The sequence below is a fragment of the Ochrobactrum sp. XJ1 genome, from assembly GCF_024701725.1.
GTDB classification, from domain to species: Bacteria; Pseudomonadota; Alphaproteobacteria; order Rhizobiales; family Rhizobiaceae; genus Brucella; species Brucella anthropi.
In genome coordinates this window covers 82057-100459 of sequence record NZ_VDGD01000010.1, presented here as the reverse complement: position 1 = coordinate 100459, position 18403 = coordinate 82057, and the positions used below count along the sequence as shown (strand labels likewise).

The following is an 18403-nucleotide window of genomic DNA, read 5'->3' as shown; positions in this document are numbered from 1 at the left end:
GCTAAAATTTCATCTAAGGGGTTGATCGCGGTTACCCCGTGAGGCGGCAGCCCAAATATCGCGTCCTCTGACCCTTTTGAGGGAGTGGACGTCTATGCCGTCGAACACAGAAATCACCACATCTCAATTAATTCGCCTGATCGGAATGCCTGACGCACCGAGGATAATCGACGTTCGCAGCGCCGACGATCTGGGGAGAGACCCACGTGTCATTCCAGGCGCAGTCAATCGAGACGCTCTTGCGGTCGAAACCTGGGCTGATGAGTTCCATGGCAAACAGGTCATCATATATTGTCAGAAAGGCCAAAAGCTCTGTCAGGGAGCGGCTTCCTGGCTCAGACACAAGGCAATCGAAGCAGAGACGCTCGAAGGCGGCTATGAGGCCTGGATCGCGTCAAATGCTTCTGTGGTCAACCTTGAACGGTTGCCAAACCGCGATCATCAGAACAGAACCGTATGGGTAACACGCGCACGCCCAAAGATTGACCGTATTGCCTGTCCATGGCTGATAAAGCGCTTCATCGATCCCGACGCGGTATTCCTGTTTGTTAGTGCGCAGGAAGTTCTTGAGGTAGCAGACAAGTTTGACGCGACCCCTTTTGATGTTGAAGGGATTTTCTGGAGCCATCGCCGGGATTTGTGCACTTTCGACGTCATGATCGAAGAATTCGAGCTGAAAACACCTTCGCTGCACAGACTGGCAACCATTGTACGAGGTGCAGACACAGCGCGGCTTGATCTGGCTCCCCAGTGTTCAGGTCTGCTTGCGGCCTCTCTTGGTCTGTCTCGAATGTTCAAGGATGATCTGGAACAATTGAACGCAGGATTGTTGCTCTATGACGCATTTTATCGATGGGCGCGTGATGCTGTTGACGAAACCCACAATTGGCCCTCTGGCAAGCCAGGAGGTCAATAATGAACGTGTCTGTGAATCAATCCCGTATCCAAACGCCAACATCTGCTCCTGATCATGGAATTCCGTTCGGAGAAGCATTGCGTGTATGGGCGCGAGTAGCGGCACTGAGCTTCGGAGGGCCTGCAGGTCAGATCGCGGTGATGCACCGAATTATCGTCGAGGAAAAGCGATGGATCGGGGAAGACCGATTTCTGCATGCCCTCAACTACTGCATGCTTTTGCCAGGTCCGGAAGCGCATCAGCTTGCCATCTATATTGGCTGGCTTCTTCATAAAACCAGAGGTGGTCTGGTCGCTGGAATTCTCTTTGTCCTGCCAGGCTTCCTGTCCATCCTGATTTTGAGCCTGACCTATGTGGCGTTCGGCCATGTGACAGCGATTGCAGGTTTCCTTTTTGGATTGAAAGCAGCCGTGCTGACAGTCGTGATCCAGGCTGTCCTGCGTATAGGACAAAGGGCCCTCAGAAATAATGCGTTGATTGCTATCGCGGTCTCTGCGTTTCTGGCGATATTTCTATTCAGTTTTCCTTTCCCGTTGATCGTAGCTATGGCGGGAACAATCGGCTTGATCGCGGCACATTTTGGATCGACGAGCTTTCAAATAGGCGGTGGTCATAAGCGTGCTGCCAACGCTCTTGCAGACAAGGATTCTGTCATCGGAGAAAACACTCCGGACCACGCGACACCCAATCTGCGATGGTCGATCAGCATTTCTCTGGTGCTTTTGTCTTTGTGGCTCGGCCCGGTGCTCGCCTTATATGTCGGACTTGGCCCGCAAAATGTCTTTTCCCAGATCGCAATTTTCTTCAGCAAAATGGCGATGGTTACGTTCGGAGGAGCCTATGCTGTTCTCTCTTACGTAGCTCAGGAAGCCGTCCAACGTTTTGGCTGGGTCACAGCAGGCGAGATGCTCGATGGTCTCGGCATGGCGGAAACGACGCCAGGACCGTTGATCCAGGTCGTTCAGTTCGTCGGATTTCTCGGCGCTTATCGTTCTCCAGGCGACCTGCATCCATACATGGCGGCAACATTGGCGGCTGTTCTGACCACATGGGTGACGTTTCTGCCCTGCTTTCTCTGGATATTCCTCGGTGCCCCATTCATCGAAACATTACGCGGGAACAAGGCAATTTCGGCGGCGCTCACGGCGATAACCGCATCTGTCGTCGGCGTAATAATGAACCTTGCTATCTGGTTCGCCATGCATGTGCTGTTTCAGGAGGTCGTGAAGCACCAGTATGACTGGATCGGCGTATGGAGTCCGGTTTGGGATACGTTGAATGTGCCAGCTCTCGTATTGACAGTCGCCAGCCTCATCGCGGCATTCGTGCTTCGGATGAAAATGATCCCGTTGCTCTTGCTCAGTTCGTTAGCTGGGCTGGCTTGGTATGTACTCCATCAATAACGATGGAAACTGTGGTTTCTAAGTACGGTTATTGAAGAGGAAATTATCGGATGCCTCTGCCCGCTCCACGACGTGCGGTCTGGGCAGAGGCTGTGGATACTGCCTTAATCAATGTGAAATGCGCGAATGCAATGGCAGATGTTCCCGATCTGTTCTATACACAGTTGATGACCAGTACGATCAAAACACTTGGACAGGCTACACGGCATCGATTGTTCGTAATGGCCGAGTGCCGCACATGCAAACGGAGTGCCCGGTTTCTGGCCAGCGATCTCGCATCAATCTTTGGCCATGGAAGGAACCCCTATACCCTCAAGTTTAAATGCACGAACTGCGACTCCTCCAATTGTACTTCGACATTGGAATGGCCAGATTTTGAACGTACTCACGAGCATTATGTTTGGCGGCCCATAAAAGTTAAGGGCGACGATTTCTTATGAAAAAGCTAAATTAATTTAAATTAAAGTTTATGAAGGCCAGCTTTTCGGCATTATTAAACCGAAACCCTTGGATTTATCTCTATAGATAAAGGTTACACCCCTTCGCTCAAGCGCTGCTTGAATTTTGCGTTGGGTTTCAATTTTGACGCCTGCATTTCTCTCAAAGCTTCCGATGGTACGCACGCTTACACCCGCTTCTCCAGCGAGTTCTTCTCGACTTAAGTCGAGTGCGAGTCTTGCAGCCCGCAAAAGTGCAATCGGTATATCCATCCTTTTCTTTTAATTCAGGGAGTATGCAACCGCCACACCCCCTAATTTGCCTTAAATCGGTATTTATTTGCCTTATTTAGGAATTTAATTGCCTATTTATGGCAATTCTGACATAAGCCGCACTATCGCTCACACAGACACCGAATCAGTGAGTTGAAGATTTGATGAAATTAGGCGGATTACCCATTTTGTCCGCTGATGACGTCATCGTCTGAACTGGTTTCACATAAATTTGGCGCATGTAACCCATGTGCTGGACAGGAGAACTTATGCCTGAAAACTCCACAATAGGTCATGTTATTCTCATGAAAAATGAAGTTCCACGACGGCATCCAGGACGTGGATTGAATGCGGCTTTGCAGCTAAGTGAACTTCACAATCGCATTAACAAGCAAGAACGCGATCTTCAGAGTACGGAGCGTTTCGACGAATATTTTCGTTACGCAATCTGGAGCGAAGGAGAAAAAATCATCGGTTTCATTGAAAGTATGATTTCGGCAACTGATGAACGAACTTCCACTTCGACATCAGGAATCCCAATATTATCGCGTAGCGTTGATCAGTTGGCGGCGGTTCTTTCTCAGGAACCCGAATGCAATAAATTCCAAGGGCCCTCTCTGACGACGACTCATTTATCAGGCGGCTTTGCTTTCGATCTCATCGTTTACGATAAGCAACAAAAATGCTTGCGTTATATTCATATCGCCTACGGGATTGGCGCTGAACGAAATGCGCTAATTCAGTACGAAGAAGACAAGGCGAAGCTCGCAAGCTTTTTGCCTCGCCTGGCGGCACAGTACTTTGGCGTTGAGATAGAACGAACAGAGTTCGTCATTATAGATCCGTTACTCAGCGAGACAAAATATCTGGACGGCGTTTGGGCGCTTCACGATTTGGATCAGTTAACTGGTAGATCGGGTACTGCACAACACTTGCTGGAAATTCAGAGACAGCAACGGCACATGCTGAGCTTTTGGTTTAGTAACAGCATTTCCACTGATGAGACGGAACAACATCGAAAGATCGATTCGATCATCAATCGGCTGGCGCTTGAAGAACTGACACGAGCGAAACCTTTGCACTTCCACACACTCGTTCCAGATCAAGCCCAGTAAGCGGGGCTCCTGAGCCATTCTCCGACTGTTGCATGTTCCACGCTGAACGGTTCAGCGTTTGCTCGCAACATTAATCAAACACGTTGAACAAGAAACGCCATTCCACGGGCGCGTTGTAGCGCGCCCGAATGGTCCCTCATTTCTTCATACTTCAGGATCTTATTATGGCTGTCATAATCAAAAACGGAAAATACAATCGCGAACAACTGGAAATCGAAATCGATATGCTGAAGGCCTTGGTCACGGATCTTGAACGCATATTCAACGGTGAACATCCAGATGAGCGCCAACTTTCAAATTCTCCAGCAATAACTTGCTGGAAGCTCAGCGCACGCCGCGCAACTTGCTTAGAGGGTGTATTATTCGAACATCCTCGGCTCGGACAAATCGTGCCTAATGGCATCACTTCAGAACTTTGGCTTCTCGATCTCGACAGAAACTACGCTCGCACATTCAGCCGTTTTTACCGACTGGGCCAAAAAGACATCGGTAATTGAGAAAAACGTACATCGTGCTGCACGTCGTCGACTGACATCGCAGTTTGAGTTTCGCTGCGTACAAACTGAAAGACGTCAGCGCCTGCCAGAGGAAATCTGGCATGAGAACTGTCGGCAATTGCGGACAGCAAAGGGATAAGGGAATGAAACTTTGGATCTGGTCTGACGTCCACCATGAACTGCAAGAAGTCGACTATCCGTCGCGTGAGAACGCGCCAGAATGCGATTTGATAATAATCGCTGGCGATCTCAACGCAGCGCCTGATCTTCACATTACTCTAGAATTCTTGATCAGACGCTTTGAAAAGCCGATTATTTATGTGCCCGGAAATCATGAATTCTACCAAAACAAGTGGCTCATGAATGATCGAGAACGCTCGCTTGAAAGCGACAGGCAAACGATCAAGGCAATCGAAGCCCTTTCTCAGGATTGGCCGCAGCGATTTTACTGCCTTGATCAGGACGAGGTGATTAATGACAACATCCGATTTGTTGGAGCTAGCTTGTGGGTGGATTTCCAGATGAAGCTCTCCAAGAAGTCTGATCTGGCGCAGCGTATGCAAGAAGCGCGGGCAATACTGAATGACTTCCGTGCGATCCGTATGGAAACTGGGAAGCTATTCACGCCTCAGGATATGCTCGATCTGCACCTTTCAGATGCTGCTTACATTCGACAAAAACTGGCAGAACCATTTGACGGACGCACAGTGGTGCTTACCCATCACATGCCGCATCCCGATTGCACACCACCCGTCTATGCAAACTCAATCGGCAACTATTTGTTCGCCTCCGGATCAAACGCTTTCGATGACATCCTTCACTCCGAACGAGCACCTGATTTATGGATTTGCGGCCATACACATCATGCTTTCGACGTTTTCGTCGGTCGAAGCCGGATTATTTGCAATCCGTTTGGTTACAAGTGGGAACAAGGATTAAATGGATTTCGGTGGGATTTGGTGATCAGTACAGAATGAGCAGTATATTATGAGCACAAACTACGCCACATTTTGAAGCAGACTATTCGCCATGGAAAGTTAGTCATCTAAGGATTCAAACGCACTTGCAAGCGAACGAAGCGATTCTGCCGCCGCCTTTTTCTCGCCTTGCCTAATTAAACTGGCAATGCGAGATAACTCAGTGTCGCTTTTGAGTAAGCGTGTTTCCTGAACATCTAACAAGCGCCTTTCGCGCTGAGCGCCGTTTTCCTTGTTCTTCTGATATGTCGGTGAGAGATCCACACGGCGTTTCAACAGTAACTGCAAATATGGTCTTAAAGATTCAATTGAACTATGCCCCATCATTTCTTGCGCCATGGTAAGAGCAGTCTCATGCCAGTTTGATGTTCCGCCAACCGCTATCCCAGCATCTTCAAGTGCGTCCAGCGCTGCCTCGACCATATTCTGCGCGAACTTTGCTCTCAGTCGATGGATGTTTGCATTCTCGACGCCTGCTGCCCTAAAAATCTTTCCTACGATCCTAGTAACACTATCAGTTGAAAGCACCCGTCCTTTTTCCGAGAGAAACACGTATTTACAATCACCACGCTGTCTCCCGCAGATTTGAGCCGCTAGTTCCGCACGTTCTGTTTTTATATATACGATGGTACGGCGGATCAGATCCGATGAGGGGCGTAAAACTCCTCGTTTTTCTTTACCTCCCTTGCGTTTGACCGATATCGGCCAGAAATCCATCTCGTGCATCCTTCGCAACTCATCATCAGTCTGAGGTAGGTCCGATAAGCGGAGCTGCAGTATCTCGTGATTGCGGCCTCCTGTATCAAGGGCCCACGAAAGCAACAATGAGTTTCGGGTCCCATGTCGGAGATCATCAATCGCTATATCAAAAATACTGTCAATCTGATCGGCGGTCGGCGTGTGCCTTTTATTATGACTGGAGGTGACACCGGTCGTAAAAACTGACGTCCGCCAAGCAGTCGTGATCAAACCGTTTCTTCGTTGTTGAACTCTTCTACTGGAGATCGGAAACTTAAAGCTCTTCAAATGGTCGGGGAGAAACTGTCGTTCAACGATCTCTACATGGTCCTTAAGCCTACCAGTTTCCTCCGCCCACCTATAAAAATCATATACTGTATTGATAGAACTATTGATGCGCTTTGCTCCCACCCCATCTAATTTCATTTCAGCAAGCCAAGCACGTAGAGTATCGTCATTCACGTCATCCCAACGATGATTATTTCGATCTCTAAAATTAACAAACTTGCGATATACTTTCGCATATTCTTCTACGGTACTGAAAGGTCTATTGCGCTTTATTGCAATGTTGCGCAGCCAATCTGAAGCAACAGCATCGATGCCGGATGGCCAGACCAGCGTAGGAATGCGATACTCGATTCCATCGAACTTCACTATTGAAGTAATTATTCGTCCCGTTTGTACAGTCTTTCTAAAAGATAGGATTTTGCTATCCGTTGCTTCGCAATAACCATCTTTCTCATAATCGCGTTCACGTACAACGGCATCCCGCGAGTCATCTAGTTTGGCGAGGTAATCATATTCAAAATGGCTCATTCGTTCTTGTAGCGATGACATTCGGCTAAGCTTGCTTTCGCTGATCCCCAGCGCCTTTGCAAGACTCGCTCGATGAAGCTTACCATTGAACTTCGGCGCGTGCCCGCGAAGCAAGTAGGTTTCAAGGATTCCTTCCAGCAGACCGAGATTATCCGACATCATTTGGTCTCAGAAGACGAATTGAACCGTCGCGACTTGCCAGTTCTCTACGCGCCTCGGAAAGCTGGGCTTCTAGCGCCGAATTTTTATCCGCCAGTAATCGATTACTCAACTCCAGATGTTCAATTTTTGCACTGGCTTTTCGCAATGCTTCCCGCTCTTCGTGCCATTGCGAAGTGACCTTAGCCAACAATATCTCGTTTTCACGAAGCTTGGTTTGGGCAAGGACGCGTCTGCTTGACTCAGATCGATAGTGAGGTGTTCTGTTAGACCTCTGAGGTTTCAACGACTTGAGAAGCTCGTCGATTTCTTTCACGTCGTCGCCCCACAAGCGATGTGTCTTCGTAAAGTCACGCTTGGAGCCGATTTTCTCAATACCAAGATCAGGTTTTTCCCACTCTCTGATTTTGTTTAAGCTTGTTGGCAACTTAACGTCCGACGGAAATCCTGTTCTCGACCACTCCTGCAACAGATACTTAATCCGGAGTATTCGGTTATGAACAGATGTTTTCGCGTCTCTATTCATATAAGAACCTAACTTGGCCGCTTTGCTCGAAAAGCTTGTAAAGAGACGAGATTAGCCGCTTGTAGTTCGCCAAATAGCGTGATGGGTTCGTTCGGCTCGCTCACTGATAAATCATCAATCACTCGTTTGATGTAATCTCTATTATGGGGTGTCGTGAGTTCCCAGGGGCATCCGCCGCAAACGGTCGGGCCTGCGTTTGCGAATCTTGGGCCAAAGTGACTAGCTTGCGCAGAATCCATCCGTCTGCAGGAAGCTTTCGACGCCCCTTTTTCTGTGTTTGGACACGCACAAATCACCCATGGCTTCGGTGTAAAAATATAATGCTGACGGTCCATGATGCGCAGCGTCATTTCTATGATCTCCTCCTCCACTACAACCAAAGAACCGTAAAACTTCTCAACCAGTTTCTTAGCCGTTTTCTTCAAGCGGTCACCAACCGCACCAGAGTAAGAAGTGTCACCGGTTGCAATTGCGGTTGCAAGTTTCTTCTTAAACCCCCATTCTTCATTCAGCCATATTGCACTCAATTCAGGATCGAGAGTCAGATACGACCGCGTCATTTCCAAGTTAAAATGCCGCAAATGATGTGACAGTGCCTCAATACTGCCCTGATATCTGTAAAGAAATAGAACCGCGAAGAATCTGCGAAACTGCCTTGTTTGCCAATGCCATTCACGCGAAGTTTCTTCAGAGTCTAAGTATGAACAAGCATTCACCGAGCTTGCATAGTTATCAAGAGTCAAATGGATGTGAAAATGCGATACTCTATTTAGTATCGGATCAAAAAACCTGAACAACGGATCGGTAGGCGCTAGATTACATTGAAAATCCAGATTTTGCATAGACTTAACTGCCTTAGCAACAATATTGGGAACCGGTATCCAAGTCTTGTTCTTATGGTTTTTAACGATAAAAACCTTCATCCACCAGCCGAATTGGTCATTACCAGCAAGGCAATCTCGCTCAATTAGCCGAATTTCTTCTGTCCGCCGAGCCGTGAATGCAGCTATTAGAACATAGCATGCTGATGCAAATTTTATTAACTGCTTTCTCGCGGCAATGGCTTCGAAATGCTTATAGTTACCGTTCAGCCGACCTAATACCGACGTCTTGTAATCAGAAAGGGCAATATCGGCCGTGCCCGTTACTACAATGACACTTTCTTCCAGCAGTTTCAAAACCAGATTTATTGGTGCAATGGGCACCTTTGTCGCTGATCTGCCGAGCGTTTTTGCTGCCGCATCAACGCCATTCGGAAAAGGTTTAAAAAGAAGACCTTCGGCTCGCATGAACTGTCGGAAAACAAATAATGCTTCAATAACTGTTAAATAAGATCTTAAGCGAGTGTCTGTTAACATCTCGTCAAAATACTGTGGGCGTTGCGGAAGGTTGTTTCCGTTTAGCCTTGCAGCTGCATATTCGAACTCAAAATTTAGCTTCGGAGTTCTCCATTTCGGCAGATTACACGCAGCAATCACAGCGTCTCGCTCGAACTCTCTGCCTTTACGAAATTTGTTCGGAATACTTTCCCACGTATCGTAGCGGGATAAGAACGTGCGGACTTTCGTCGATGCACCATAAACGCGATCAGCCCCAAAGGCCGCCGCACCCACCATCTCTTCGATATCGAGAGCGCTCAGTTCTGCAAAGGATGATCGCCGACGTTCGACCACCCAATAGCAAAGTTGAACGACTATTGAATAATAATTGCGATGCGTAAATACCTCTGTAAAACTAGTGTAGATATCTTCACGTAGCCAGAACACTAATTCCTTTGCTGTTTGATATAGTCGTGTATGTTCAGAAAGCAGCTTTCCATCGGGCATGGGCACTGCAAAGTCCAACTCTCGCGTCTTATTTTGACCACCTGTATCATGGACTTTCCAGCAATCACATTCATAAGGTGTACCTGCATCTAACCACGCCCGAATACGATCTGACCCTAGTAATTGCTGATGAAGTGTGTTTGGAGAAATACCTGACATTTCACCACGGTTTCTTAGGAAGAAAATCTGGGGAATTTATAATCTTGTCCGCTAAGCGGCCTGCATCTCGCCAAATTCTCCGAAATTTGAATTTCATTCTCGCTTCGACGGCGTCAACGAAACAAAGCCAAGGAAGCCAAACTGCCTCCCAGCGCTCTGGATGGTCTCTTAACCAGTCTCCTTCAACGTCTCTAAGAGTCAATTGCCAGATTCGAAGAAGTGCTATTTCTTCCACTTTTGCCAAGAGAATAAGTTGCGGACAATCGTAACAATCGAGCGTCGTACAACGCAATCCCTGAGCTCCGGGCTTACCATCCGGATCGCGGCAAAATGTACCCAATCCTGTCCTGGCGATGGAGTCGAGAACCTTGGCAAACTCATGAGCTTCAACGCCCAGTATAATGTGGGCGCTCTCTATGTTCTGTACCACCAAGGTCTCATAGAACCGGTTGAAAAGCGCAATTTCACTGTCATGCATCAACAGGAGTGGGTATCGACCTGTGTAACGTTGATTAACATGCTCACCATGTTGTCCTAACGTAACGCTTGTTCTCACCCGTCCGTCTTCTTCCAAAGCCGCCAACAAAAGAATAGTTGGCCTCAACATACCCGGGGTGATGCGAAGGTTATGAAGTTCAGGTACCGTGGAAATGAGTTTTTTGAAGAACACACGAAACCATTCGTCGGGCATAAGCTGAAAAGTAGTGTTCGTGCGTAGCACGTGGAACATGCCAGCATTTTCCGGGGAAATAGGTATTTTATGATTTCGGCGGACGCCTGCCAGCCAAAGTAAAGCCTTTGCAGCAGGGCAATTTGCTGGAATCTCTGAGTATATTGGTTTTCCACCAGCTTTGATCTTGGAAGAATTCAAGCTGATGTAACCGGCCTCTGGGCTGGGCCTAATGGTGTCGGCGGGCATTACTCGACCGACCACGGGGTTCGCACCTGTTTGAATTAGATAAAGCACCAATGCGGCACCAAACGCTTCAGGCGAAGGCCACAACGACGCCTGCAAGTCAACGAACCCGTCGTTCTCCAATGCTCGCTTCTGTAAGAATGAATACTCAGGTTCGGTAACAGTTTTGCGTGTCGGGACGAGACAATCAAATCTAAGTTCCAAAAGTTTCAGCAGGTTCGCCTTTGCTTGATCAGGTGCATCAAGAGGAAACCATTTTCGAAGCCTCTTCCTGTATGCAGCTTTTCCTTCGCGGACCATGGTTAGCATCCGCCAGTCCTTAGAACAGTCGCGCCCAACAGAGATGAGCTGCTGTCCCCGCTCATAAGTATCCTTGTAAAATTCAAACTTTTGCAGTGCTGCAGTCTCAATTAACTCCAGTCTGCGACGCATCAAATTTCTTATTATTTCTGCCGGGTTATTTCCACGCTTGATGTCTGTTTTGCCGAGTTCCGATCTAAGACTATGAACAAAGGCGCTTTGTTCACGGGCATCAACCTCGATGCCTTTGGCAGCGCCAGCTTGACTAAGCATTTCCGTAGCAAAAAGTAGGTAGTCGTCCGCACTCGTCTCGTTATTCCGATTTACGGGAGCTAGTTTGTGTTTGGCTTCAGCCAATGTTGGATAATGCCCGGATGCTTTTGGACGTCTGGATCTGAATGAAATTGGTATGTGCGCTACCAATCCCTCAGTTGCCATTGCCCGAAGAAGATTTTGCACGTGAAATAGATTTCTGCGGGAAGGAGTTCCAAGGAGCAATGAATTGTAAGATAAAAGTGCTTCTAGCCAGTCGGATTGGCTTGGGTGCACACCATCGTTCACATTCTTAAATACTCTACGGACTACCTCAGTTTTTGTTTCTGCAAACCAACTGAGAAATTGAACGGTCGCTAAGTATGCCCCCTCAACACTAGTTTTGGGTCTTTCGCAAAATGTATTCTGAAAAACTTGTACGATTCTTTGGAGGACGCCGCTGTTCCACCCCATACCAACCAAATTGCTAAACAGAAATACTCTCCCATGAAAAAATCCGGTGAGACCTTCCGCTCGCAATTCTTTCTCGTATTTTACTTCTGCTTCACTGATTAAGTCGACAAGGGGTGGTTGTCTTAACCTATGTTTTGAAATCCTTATCGCCTTGCCAATCTTCGCGCAGTCGAAGGAAAGACCGTTCTTGTGAATTTCCTTTTTCCCATCAGCAAGAAAAGCCTTAAGCCGTTCCAAGGAAGCCACAACATCTCGACGTTTGTAGTCAATGGCTTTAACATGGGCATCAGCAGTTCGATAAAAATCGATCAGCTGCGGAAATCGATCCATGATGGACGTTACTGCCTTGATACCAGCTAGATCGCCAATCTGTTTTCGATCAACCTTGCCGTTACGGACATTTAAAGTACCGTCCTCAATAAGTTTTTGGACGACGGCTTCCATACGCGGAATCGCAGCATCAATGGGATGTAAAATTCCGATCTTATTCTCGTAAGTTTCGAGAATATCTCTATGTGGTGTCAGATATGAGCCAGGTACTCCCAGCATGCAGGCAAGCTGATTTCGCGCGATTTTTCCATATCTGTTTCGTGGAATGGTGCCTTGGCAAAAAAGTTGCGACAGCAACGTTTCCAATCTGTCACGTAAAGACATGCCTCACCTGTTGTCCCGGCACCACTCTCCTGACTGTACGTGAGTCGATTCTGCGAACGACACGTCAGGTCGAGCGCTAAACTAAACCGCGACTGGGGCTTCGATTGCCGGATGAGGATCATAGCCAGTTACGATGAAGTCACTGATCTTATAGTCGTCAATACTATCGGGTTTACGAGCCAATTCGAGCTTAGGGAACGGCTTTGGTTGCCTAGATATGATTGTTTCGGCTAGATGAATGTGGTCTAGGTATAGGTGGACGTCTCCGCCAGTCCAAATCAAATCTCCAGGCAGCATGTCAACTTGTTGAGCCACCATTGCGAGTAATGCCGCCTGTTGCGCGACGTTAAATGGATTGCCCAAGCCCATGTCACTTGAACGCTGAGTTACCATCAACGATAGCCGCGCCGGAGCCGCACCATCAATACCAGAGGCAAAAAATTGATAAGTCATATGGCACGGAGATAATGCCATCTGTTTCAATTCAGGCACGTTCCATGCATGAAACAACATTCGACGACTCGCTGGATCTTTTCTAAGCAACTCAATAACCTCAGCAAGCTGGTCATACTCTGTCCCGTCCGCTGCTCGCCAACGACGCCATTGCTTTCCGTATACCGGTCCCAAATCCCCCCACTCATTGGCGAAGTCTTCATCCAAAAGAATTTTGGTCTCGAACTCTTCTTGAGATAATGAAGTACCCGTAGCTTTTCGATACTTCGCCAAAGGCCAATCTGACCAAATCCGAACATTCTCCTGTAACAATGTGCGAATATTGGTTTGCCCCGACAGAAACCATAGCATCTCTTTAACAGCAGTCTTCCAATATACGCGCTTAGTCGTGTAGACGGGAAAACTGCCGTCAGACATGTCGAAACGCATCATTGAACCGAACATTGCCAATGTCCCGGTACCTGTCCTGTCCATACGTCTGTCACCGTGCTGTAATAACTGGCGAAGGATACTGATATACTGGAACTCGGGATGATTGCTCATTTTTTCCGTCTTCTGCTATTTGATCCGATTGTGCATAACGAGGCCGATACGTGCAATACCGCTCAGTCGTGCAAAAGATAATTTGAATGTCGATTTCGTTTCCTGTTGCGGTACCGGTACCATACGATCCGCGAAGAAAGCCTTTTTCTTTCAAGCCGCTCGGGCGAAAGGTACCGTCTCGATGTCGGAAAACATCTGCACGCCCAGAAATATGTCCGCAGAGCGTTGATAAAGCTGGCAGGAGAGTTTTCCATCGGCGACATAGAACTGGAAAAGACAGTGGCATGGCGGCAAAGCCATTTCATCGACCAGCGCCGGGTTCCATGCCGATACAATCAGTCGCCGCGAATTGGGATTTCCATGCAGCATCTTGAGAAGATTCGCGATCTGATCGATATGACGACCATCCGGCGCTGGCCAGGAGCGCCACTGATAACCATAAACCGGGCCCAAGTCGCCATTCTCGTCTGCCCATTCATCCCAGATCGAGACGCCATTTTCCTTCAGATAGGCGATATTCGTATCACCTTTCAGAAACCAGAGCAGCTCATGGATGATCGAGCGAAGATGCAGCTTCTTGGTCGTGAGAACCGGAAACCCCTCTTCGAGATTGAAGCGCATCTGATGTCCGAAAACCGATCGCGTACCTGTACCCGTGCGGTCACCACGGTCGGTGCCGTTATCCAGCACATGTTGAAGAAGATCGAGATAGGTGCGCATGGGGGATGATCCAGAATCCGATTCGTTTAAGCCACTATAAAGAAAAACCCCGGTGTAAGGCACCGGGGCTTCGGATTCACCAGATCGCTGTGGATCAAAGGCCGCCGAGTTTTCCGAGCTGCTTGGCGACCAGATAATAGAAGGTAACGCGATTCTTGTTGCGATCACCCTTCATGACTTCCGCAACATGCGCGACGACTTCGTCACCCTTAGCTTCGTCATCAACGCCGAGTTTCTTGGCAACCCAATTGGTGCGGACGCGCTTCAATTCTTCCGGGTCCGTTGCCGAAACGAGCGAGGAATCGCGATTGCGCAGCGCAATACCCAGATGCTTGACGATCTTGTCGACTACAGCTTCATCGGCACCGGCATCGTAGCGACGGACATCCGCGAGATATTCACTCATATATCCACTCTCCTTCGAATGGGGTATCAGCACCCCGTTTCAGCCACGGAATCCGGCTATATAAGAATTTACTTGCCGACCCCGATATGTTGCGAGGATTGACCAGCAAATGCAGGCTGTCAATGAAAAATGAACACAAGGGCTGGTTGTCGGGAGCCTATTGGCAAAACCCGTTAAAAACTACGCACCCTCTTCCAATCATGATCAACCGCGCCTATATACGGCGTGTCGGCGCAAGCTGACTATGGTGATAAATGGACGGTGTAATAAACCCATTGGACCCGGGGGCGGTACCCGGCGCCTCCACCAGAATACAAATCAGCCTATCGGTTTGTATTGTGGCGGGGGCGAAACAGGATCGACAAGGGTGTAAAGATCGCTCTTTTACTCGGCATGATACCACCGTTATCGGGTCAATTGAGTAGTTGCAAATGACAACAAAGCTCAGGGTTATGCTCTCGCTGCCTAATGGCGGTGCGGGAAACCCACTCTAAAGTCCTTAGGGTTAGCCCCTTAAGGCGGGGTTCGGAGGCACCTGGCAACAGAAGCCTCCACTTTCCCTTTCACATTGCTTATGCAGCGGCGGCTTCCGTATCGAGTTCACTTGCCTTGCGCGAAAGAACGATCTGCGTCAGCACGAAGGCTGTGAGCGCACAACCGGCAATTCCGCCGACCATCGGCACAGCCGTTCCGTCAAAGAACGAGCCTGTCACACCAATGGCAACGCCGCCAATCACGAAATGCAGCGTACCCATCAGCGCAGAAGCAGTTCCTGCAATCTCGCCGTGGTCTTCCAGAGCCAGCACCGCCGTTGTCGGGATGACAAGGCCAAGGAAACCATAGCCAACGAACAGGAAGCCTGCGATCAACCAGAGCGACTGATGCCCCATGAGTGCGGCGGCGAACATGGCGAGCATTGCCGCTGCAAATCCGGAAACGGCGAATCGCATGACACGGCGAAGCCCGAAGCGTGCCCCCAACCAGCCGTTCAACTGCGAAACGCCAAAGAACGATACTGCATTGGCCGAAAACGCGATGGCATATTGCGTCGGCGTCAGGCCGTAATGGTCGATAAGCACGAAGGACGAGTTGGCGAGATAGACGAAAAAGGACGCGATGCCAAAGCCGCCAACAAAGACCAGTCCGAGGAAATAGCGATCCTTAAGCAGACGACCGTAGCCGCGCAAGGCGCTGCCCAGATTGCTTTCAAGCCGGGCCTCTGCTGTCCGCGTCTCTTTCTGTGCAGTGGCCACCAGAATGATACCAATAACGGCAGCGACCAGAACCGCCCAGAAAACACCACGCCAGCCAAAGAAGCTGATGATGACGGAACCGGTCAGCGGCGCCAGAATCGGCGAAATGGAGAAAACCAGCATCAGAAGCGACATCAGACGCGCTGCCTCGATACCTGTGTGAAGGTCTCGCACGACGGCGCGCGGGATGACCATACCAGCTGCGGCACCCAGCCCCTGAACGAAGCGGAAAAGCACGAGCACATCTATATCGGTCGCGACGGCGGAGCCAATGCTGCCGATACCGAACAAGACCAGACCGCCATAGAGCGGAAGTTTACGCCCGACCATATCGGACAGCGGCCCGCAGAAAAGCTGCGCAACCGCGAGAGCAATGAAAAAGGCCAGAAGGCTCATCTGCACCGCACCAGTTTCCGCGTGCAAATCGGCGGCAATGGTGGGCAGAGCTGGCAGATACATATCGATCGCAAATGGGCCAATGGCGGAAAGAAGGCCAAGAACAATGGCATTGCGCACAAGACTGGAAGCCATGGGGGACGCGCTTTCATCAATGTTTCGTGAGGTTCCCGCACCGATTTCGGATCTCCGGTTTTGCTTGGGAGGATGGCGCCGTCGGGCTCGCAAAACCGGTACAGGACAGATAAATATTTGTATTCGCTACCGGTTTTCGTTCCATCTTAACGATATCGACCTGTTTTCCATTACGGTCGACACTTGAAAACTCTGTAGCGAAAGGCATTCTATACGCATGGTCAAAACAGATTTGACACTGATGTCAAATTAGACACCATTGTCCAAAACGTCAAGCTATCTTATGTTGGAGTCATGAAGCCTACTGACATTATCGACATGGCCGCCCTGCCCGAGAAGCGTGCTGCATCCGAAAAGGGCCTGAATTCCGCGGTAATAAAGCCCGGACAGTGCATGAAGCGCGACTTCATTTTGTGCTCTGCTGCGCGTGTTTTCAATCGCGACGGATTTCAAGGCGCGAGCATAGACCTCATTGCCAACGAAGCGGGCGTGTCACGTCAAACCATCTATAATCACTATCGCGATAAGGAAGCTTTGCTTGCTGCCGTCGTCGAGGATGCGCTTGCACGTATGAACGCGAGCCTGTTCGCAGTTCTGGCCACTTTCCCCCAGACTGGCGAAAATCTGGAGCATGATCTGGTGGCTTTCTCGATCCGTATGAGCCGGAATTGCATATACGATTCGTCCGGTGCGTTTCTGCGCAAGGTAATGCAGACCAATGAGACCAACCTGCCGCTTGCAGCCAATATTTGCAGCACCAAAGGCCCGGCACAAGCCATCCCGGCCATAGCAGCCCGTCTGGCGCGCCTCGCCATGGATGGTCATCTGCGCGTCGACGATCCGGACCTTGCCGCACGCCATTTCATGGCGCTTATCAATGCCGACACGCACTACCATATGCTAACCGGTCAGGGTGTGGACGATGCAATCATCGAAAAGAGCGCCGTCAACGGAGTACGCACGTTCCTGATGGCCTTCGGAAGTCGATAGAGGCAAGCGCACCCTATTGCGTTCAAAAATTGCACATCTTTCCGCCACAGGCGTCGCCCTATTGCTTTTTCAGATCATATATCATCCGTTCCGGCGAGAACGAACTTGACATCGACCTCCGAATCCGTGGGATAAGCAAACCATGGTACAGGACCTAATCCGTTACGATATTCTCGCTCAGGAAGCCCTACGCGGCGTCATTCGCAAGGTTCTTGCGGAAGTGGCCAAGGCTGGCTTGCCAGGCAACCATCATTTCTTCATCACGTTCCTGACTGGAGCGCCCGGTGTGCGAATTTCCTCGCGCCTGAAGGAGAAATATCCCGAGCAGATGACAATCGTTTTACAGCATCAGTTCTGGGACATGCTCGTTACGGATCAGTTGTTCGAAGTCGGTCTGTCTTTCGGTGACATTCCTGAAAAGCTGACTGTACCTTTTTCTGCCGTCCGTGGTTTCTACGACCCTTCGGTCAATTTCGAACTCGAATTCGATGTCGCGATCGCACAGCCAGAAAGCGACAATGACGAAGGCGGCAATGTAGCCCCTATCGAAATCCTCCCCACGGAAGCACCGGTCGAGAAGGCAGAAAAGCCTAAATCGAAGTCGCGCAAGACTGCAGCCGAAAAAGAAGCCGCTGCGGCCAAAGACAACAATCCAGATGATGGCACCGACAAGGAAGCCAAACCTTCTGCCGATGTTGTTTCACTGGATGCTTTCCGGAAAAAGTAATTCCGCACACACCATCCTCATGTGAATAATGGGCCAGAAACCCGTTTGTTTGATTGGACAGTTCCGTTTCACTGTTGATCGTGATCAATGGTGAAAAGCAAACCGGCGCTTTATACTCTGTTCTGACGGCAACCAGTTCAGGATTGAGTTCGATGATTCGTGCAATTGCTCAGGCAGTATTGTGGGTAAGCGGCATTGTCGCGGCTTTCTTCGTGGCAAAAGACGAACCCAACTTTCCGCTTCTGCAGATGACAGTTGGGCTTATACTTCTTATTCTGGCGTCCTTGGCCATCTGGTGGTTCACCAACCCCAAAGATCCACAGAAGTAGAACCAGCCTATTA

The 18403-nt window shown here is 49.3% G+C and carries 16 protein-coding genes, 1 other RNA gene and 1 pseudogene; 9 read left to right on the top strand and 9 right to left on the bottom strand.

Annotation, left to right across the window (positions count from 1 at the left end):
• Window positions 1–94 precede the first annotated feature (94 nt).
• Both FG152_RS18750 and chrA read left to right on the top strand, forming a co-directional pair.
• Window positions 95–916 carry a chromate resistance protein ChrB domain-containing protein gene (locus FG152_RS18750; RefSeq protein ID WP_151617408.1) on the top strand — a complete coding sequence of 274 codons (822 nt, stop codon included), beginning with the start codon at window positions 95–97 and terminating at the stop codon, window positions 914–916.
• Entirely contained in the window at window positions 916–2319 is a 1404-nt protein-coding gene (gene chrA / locus FG152_RS18745) for a chromate efflux transporter (protein ID WP_151617448.1), read from the top strand. Before FG152_RS18750 ends, chrA begins: the two co-directional genes overlap by 1 nt.
• 467 nt (window positions 2320–2786) lie before the next feature.
• Here chrA and FG152_RS18740 read toward each other — a convergent pair whose 3' ends face one another.
• The gene (locus FG152_RS18740) at window positions 2787–3029 is read right to left on the bottom strand and encodes a helix-turn-helix domain-containing protein (RefSeq protein WP_151617409.1); all 243 of its coding nucleotides are present in this window, start codon (window positions 3027–3029) and stop codon (window positions 2787–2789) included.
• 269 nt (window positions 3030–3298) lie between these two features.
• Here FG152_RS18740 and FG152_RS18735 point away from each other — a divergent pair, with 269 nt between their 5' ends.
• The 3 genes from FG152_RS18735 to FG152_RS18725 all read left to right on the top strand — a co-directional run bounded on the left by FG152_RS18735 (window position 3299) and on the right by FG152_RS18725 (window position 5618).
• Window positions 3299–4144 carry a hypothetical protein gene (locus FG152_RS18735; protein WP_151617410.1) on the top strand — a complete coding sequence of 282 codons (846 nt, stop codon included), beginning with the start codon at window positions 3299–3301 and terminating at the stop codon, window positions 4142–4144.
• A gap of 164 nt (window positions 4145–4308) precedes the next feature.
• Entirely contained in the window at window positions 4309–4641 is a 333-nt protein-coding gene (locus tag FG152_RS18730) for a hypothetical protein (protein ID WP_235909067.1), read from the top strand.
• A gap of 143 nt (window positions 4642–4784) precedes the next feature.
• Entirely contained in the window at window positions 4785–5618 is an 834-nt protein-coding gene (locus FG152_RS18725) for a metallophosphoesterase (protein ID WP_151617449.1), read from the top strand.
• A 60-nt stretch (window positions 5619–5678) separates the two neighbouring features.
• Here the strand turns inward: FG152_RS18725 and FG152_RS18720 are convergent, their stop codons facing one another.
• The 7 genes and pseudogenes from FG152_RS18720 to FG152_RS18690 form a co-directional block, all read right to left on the bottom strand.
• Window positions 5679–7331, bottom strand: a complete 1653-nt coding sequence (locus FG152_RS18720; protein ID WP_313733481.1) for a tyrosine-type recombinase/integrase — start codon at window positions 7329–7331, stop codon at window positions 5679–5681.
• Entirely contained in the window at window positions 7321–7800 is a 480-nt protein-coding gene (locus tag FG152_RS18715; protein WP_192799066.1) for a hypothetical protein, read from the bottom strand. The genes FG152_RS18720 and FG152_RS18715 overlap by 11 nt, the downstream gene beginning before the upstream one ends.
• Before the next feature lie 65 nt (window positions 7801–7865).
• The gene (locus FG152_RS18710) at window positions 7866–9842 is read right to left on the bottom strand and encodes a site-specific integrase (protein WP_151617414.1); all 1977 of its coding nucleotides are present in this window, start codon (window positions 9840–9842) and stop codon (window positions 7866–7868) included.
• A gap of 1 nt (window position 9843) precedes the next feature.
• Window positions 9844–12438 carry a hypothetical protein gene (locus tag FG152_RS18705; RefSeq protein WP_151617415.1) on the bottom strand — a complete coding sequence of 865 codons (2595 nt, stop codon included), beginning with the start codon at window positions 12436–12438 and terminating at the stop codon, window positions 9844–9846.
• A gap of 81 nt (window positions 12439–12519) precedes the next feature.
• Window positions 12520–13434: a thymidylate synthase gene (thyA, locus tag FG152_RS18700; RefSeq protein WP_151617416.1), complete on the bottom strand. Its 915-nt coding sequence runs from the start codon at window positions 13432–13434 to the stop codon at window positions 12520–12522.
• Between the two features lie 198 nt (window positions 13435–13632).
• Window positions 13633–14154: pseudogene (locus FG152_RS18695) on the bottom strand (thymidylate synthase); the annotation flags it as partial.
• A gap of 94 nt (window positions 14155–14248) precedes the next feature.
• A complete protein-coding gene (locus FG152_RS18690; RefSeq protein WP_010659760.1) occupies window positions 14249–14560 on the bottom strand; it encodes a DUF2853 family protein in 312 nt (103 codons plus the stop codon).
• A 188-nt stretch (window positions 14561–14748) separates the two neighbouring features.
• Here FG152_RS18690 and ssrA point away from each other — a divergent pair.
• Window positions 14749–15116, top strand: a transfer-messenger RNA (tmRNA) gene (ssrA, locus tag FG152_RS18685).
• Window positions 15117–15132: 16 nt separating this feature from the next.
• Here ssrA and FG152_RS18680 read toward each other — a convergent pair.
• Window positions 15133–16344 (bottom strand): multidrug effflux MFS transporter, encoded by a 1212-nt coding sequence (locus tag FG152_RS18680; RefSeq protein WP_010659759.1) that lies wholly within the window; start codon window positions 16342–16344, stop codon window positions 15133–15135.
• 294 nt (window positions 16345–16638) lie between these two features.
• On the opposite strand from FG152_RS18680, the gene FG152_RS18675 reads away from it, so the two are divergent.
• From FG152_RS18675 to FG152_RS18665, 3 genes are all read left to right on the top strand, one after another.
• Entirely contained in the window at window positions 16639–17334 is a 696-nt protein-coding gene (locus FG152_RS18675; RefSeq protein ID WP_029376072.1) for a TetR/AcrR family transcriptional regulator, read from the top strand.
• 142 nt (window positions 17335–17476) lie between these two features.
• Window positions 17477–18061 (top strand): SspB family protein, encoded by a 585-nt coding sequence (locus tag FG152_RS18670; RefSeq protein ID WP_010659757.1) that lies wholly within the window; start codon window positions 17477–17479, stop codon window positions 18059–18061.
• Window positions 18062–18135: 74 nt separating this feature from the next.
• Window positions 18136–18390, top strand: coding sequence for a hypothetical protein (locus FG152_RS18665; protein WP_115179278.1), 255 nt, complete (start codon window positions 18136–18138; stop codon window positions 18388–18390).
• Window positions 18391–18403: the final 13 nt, after the last annotated feature.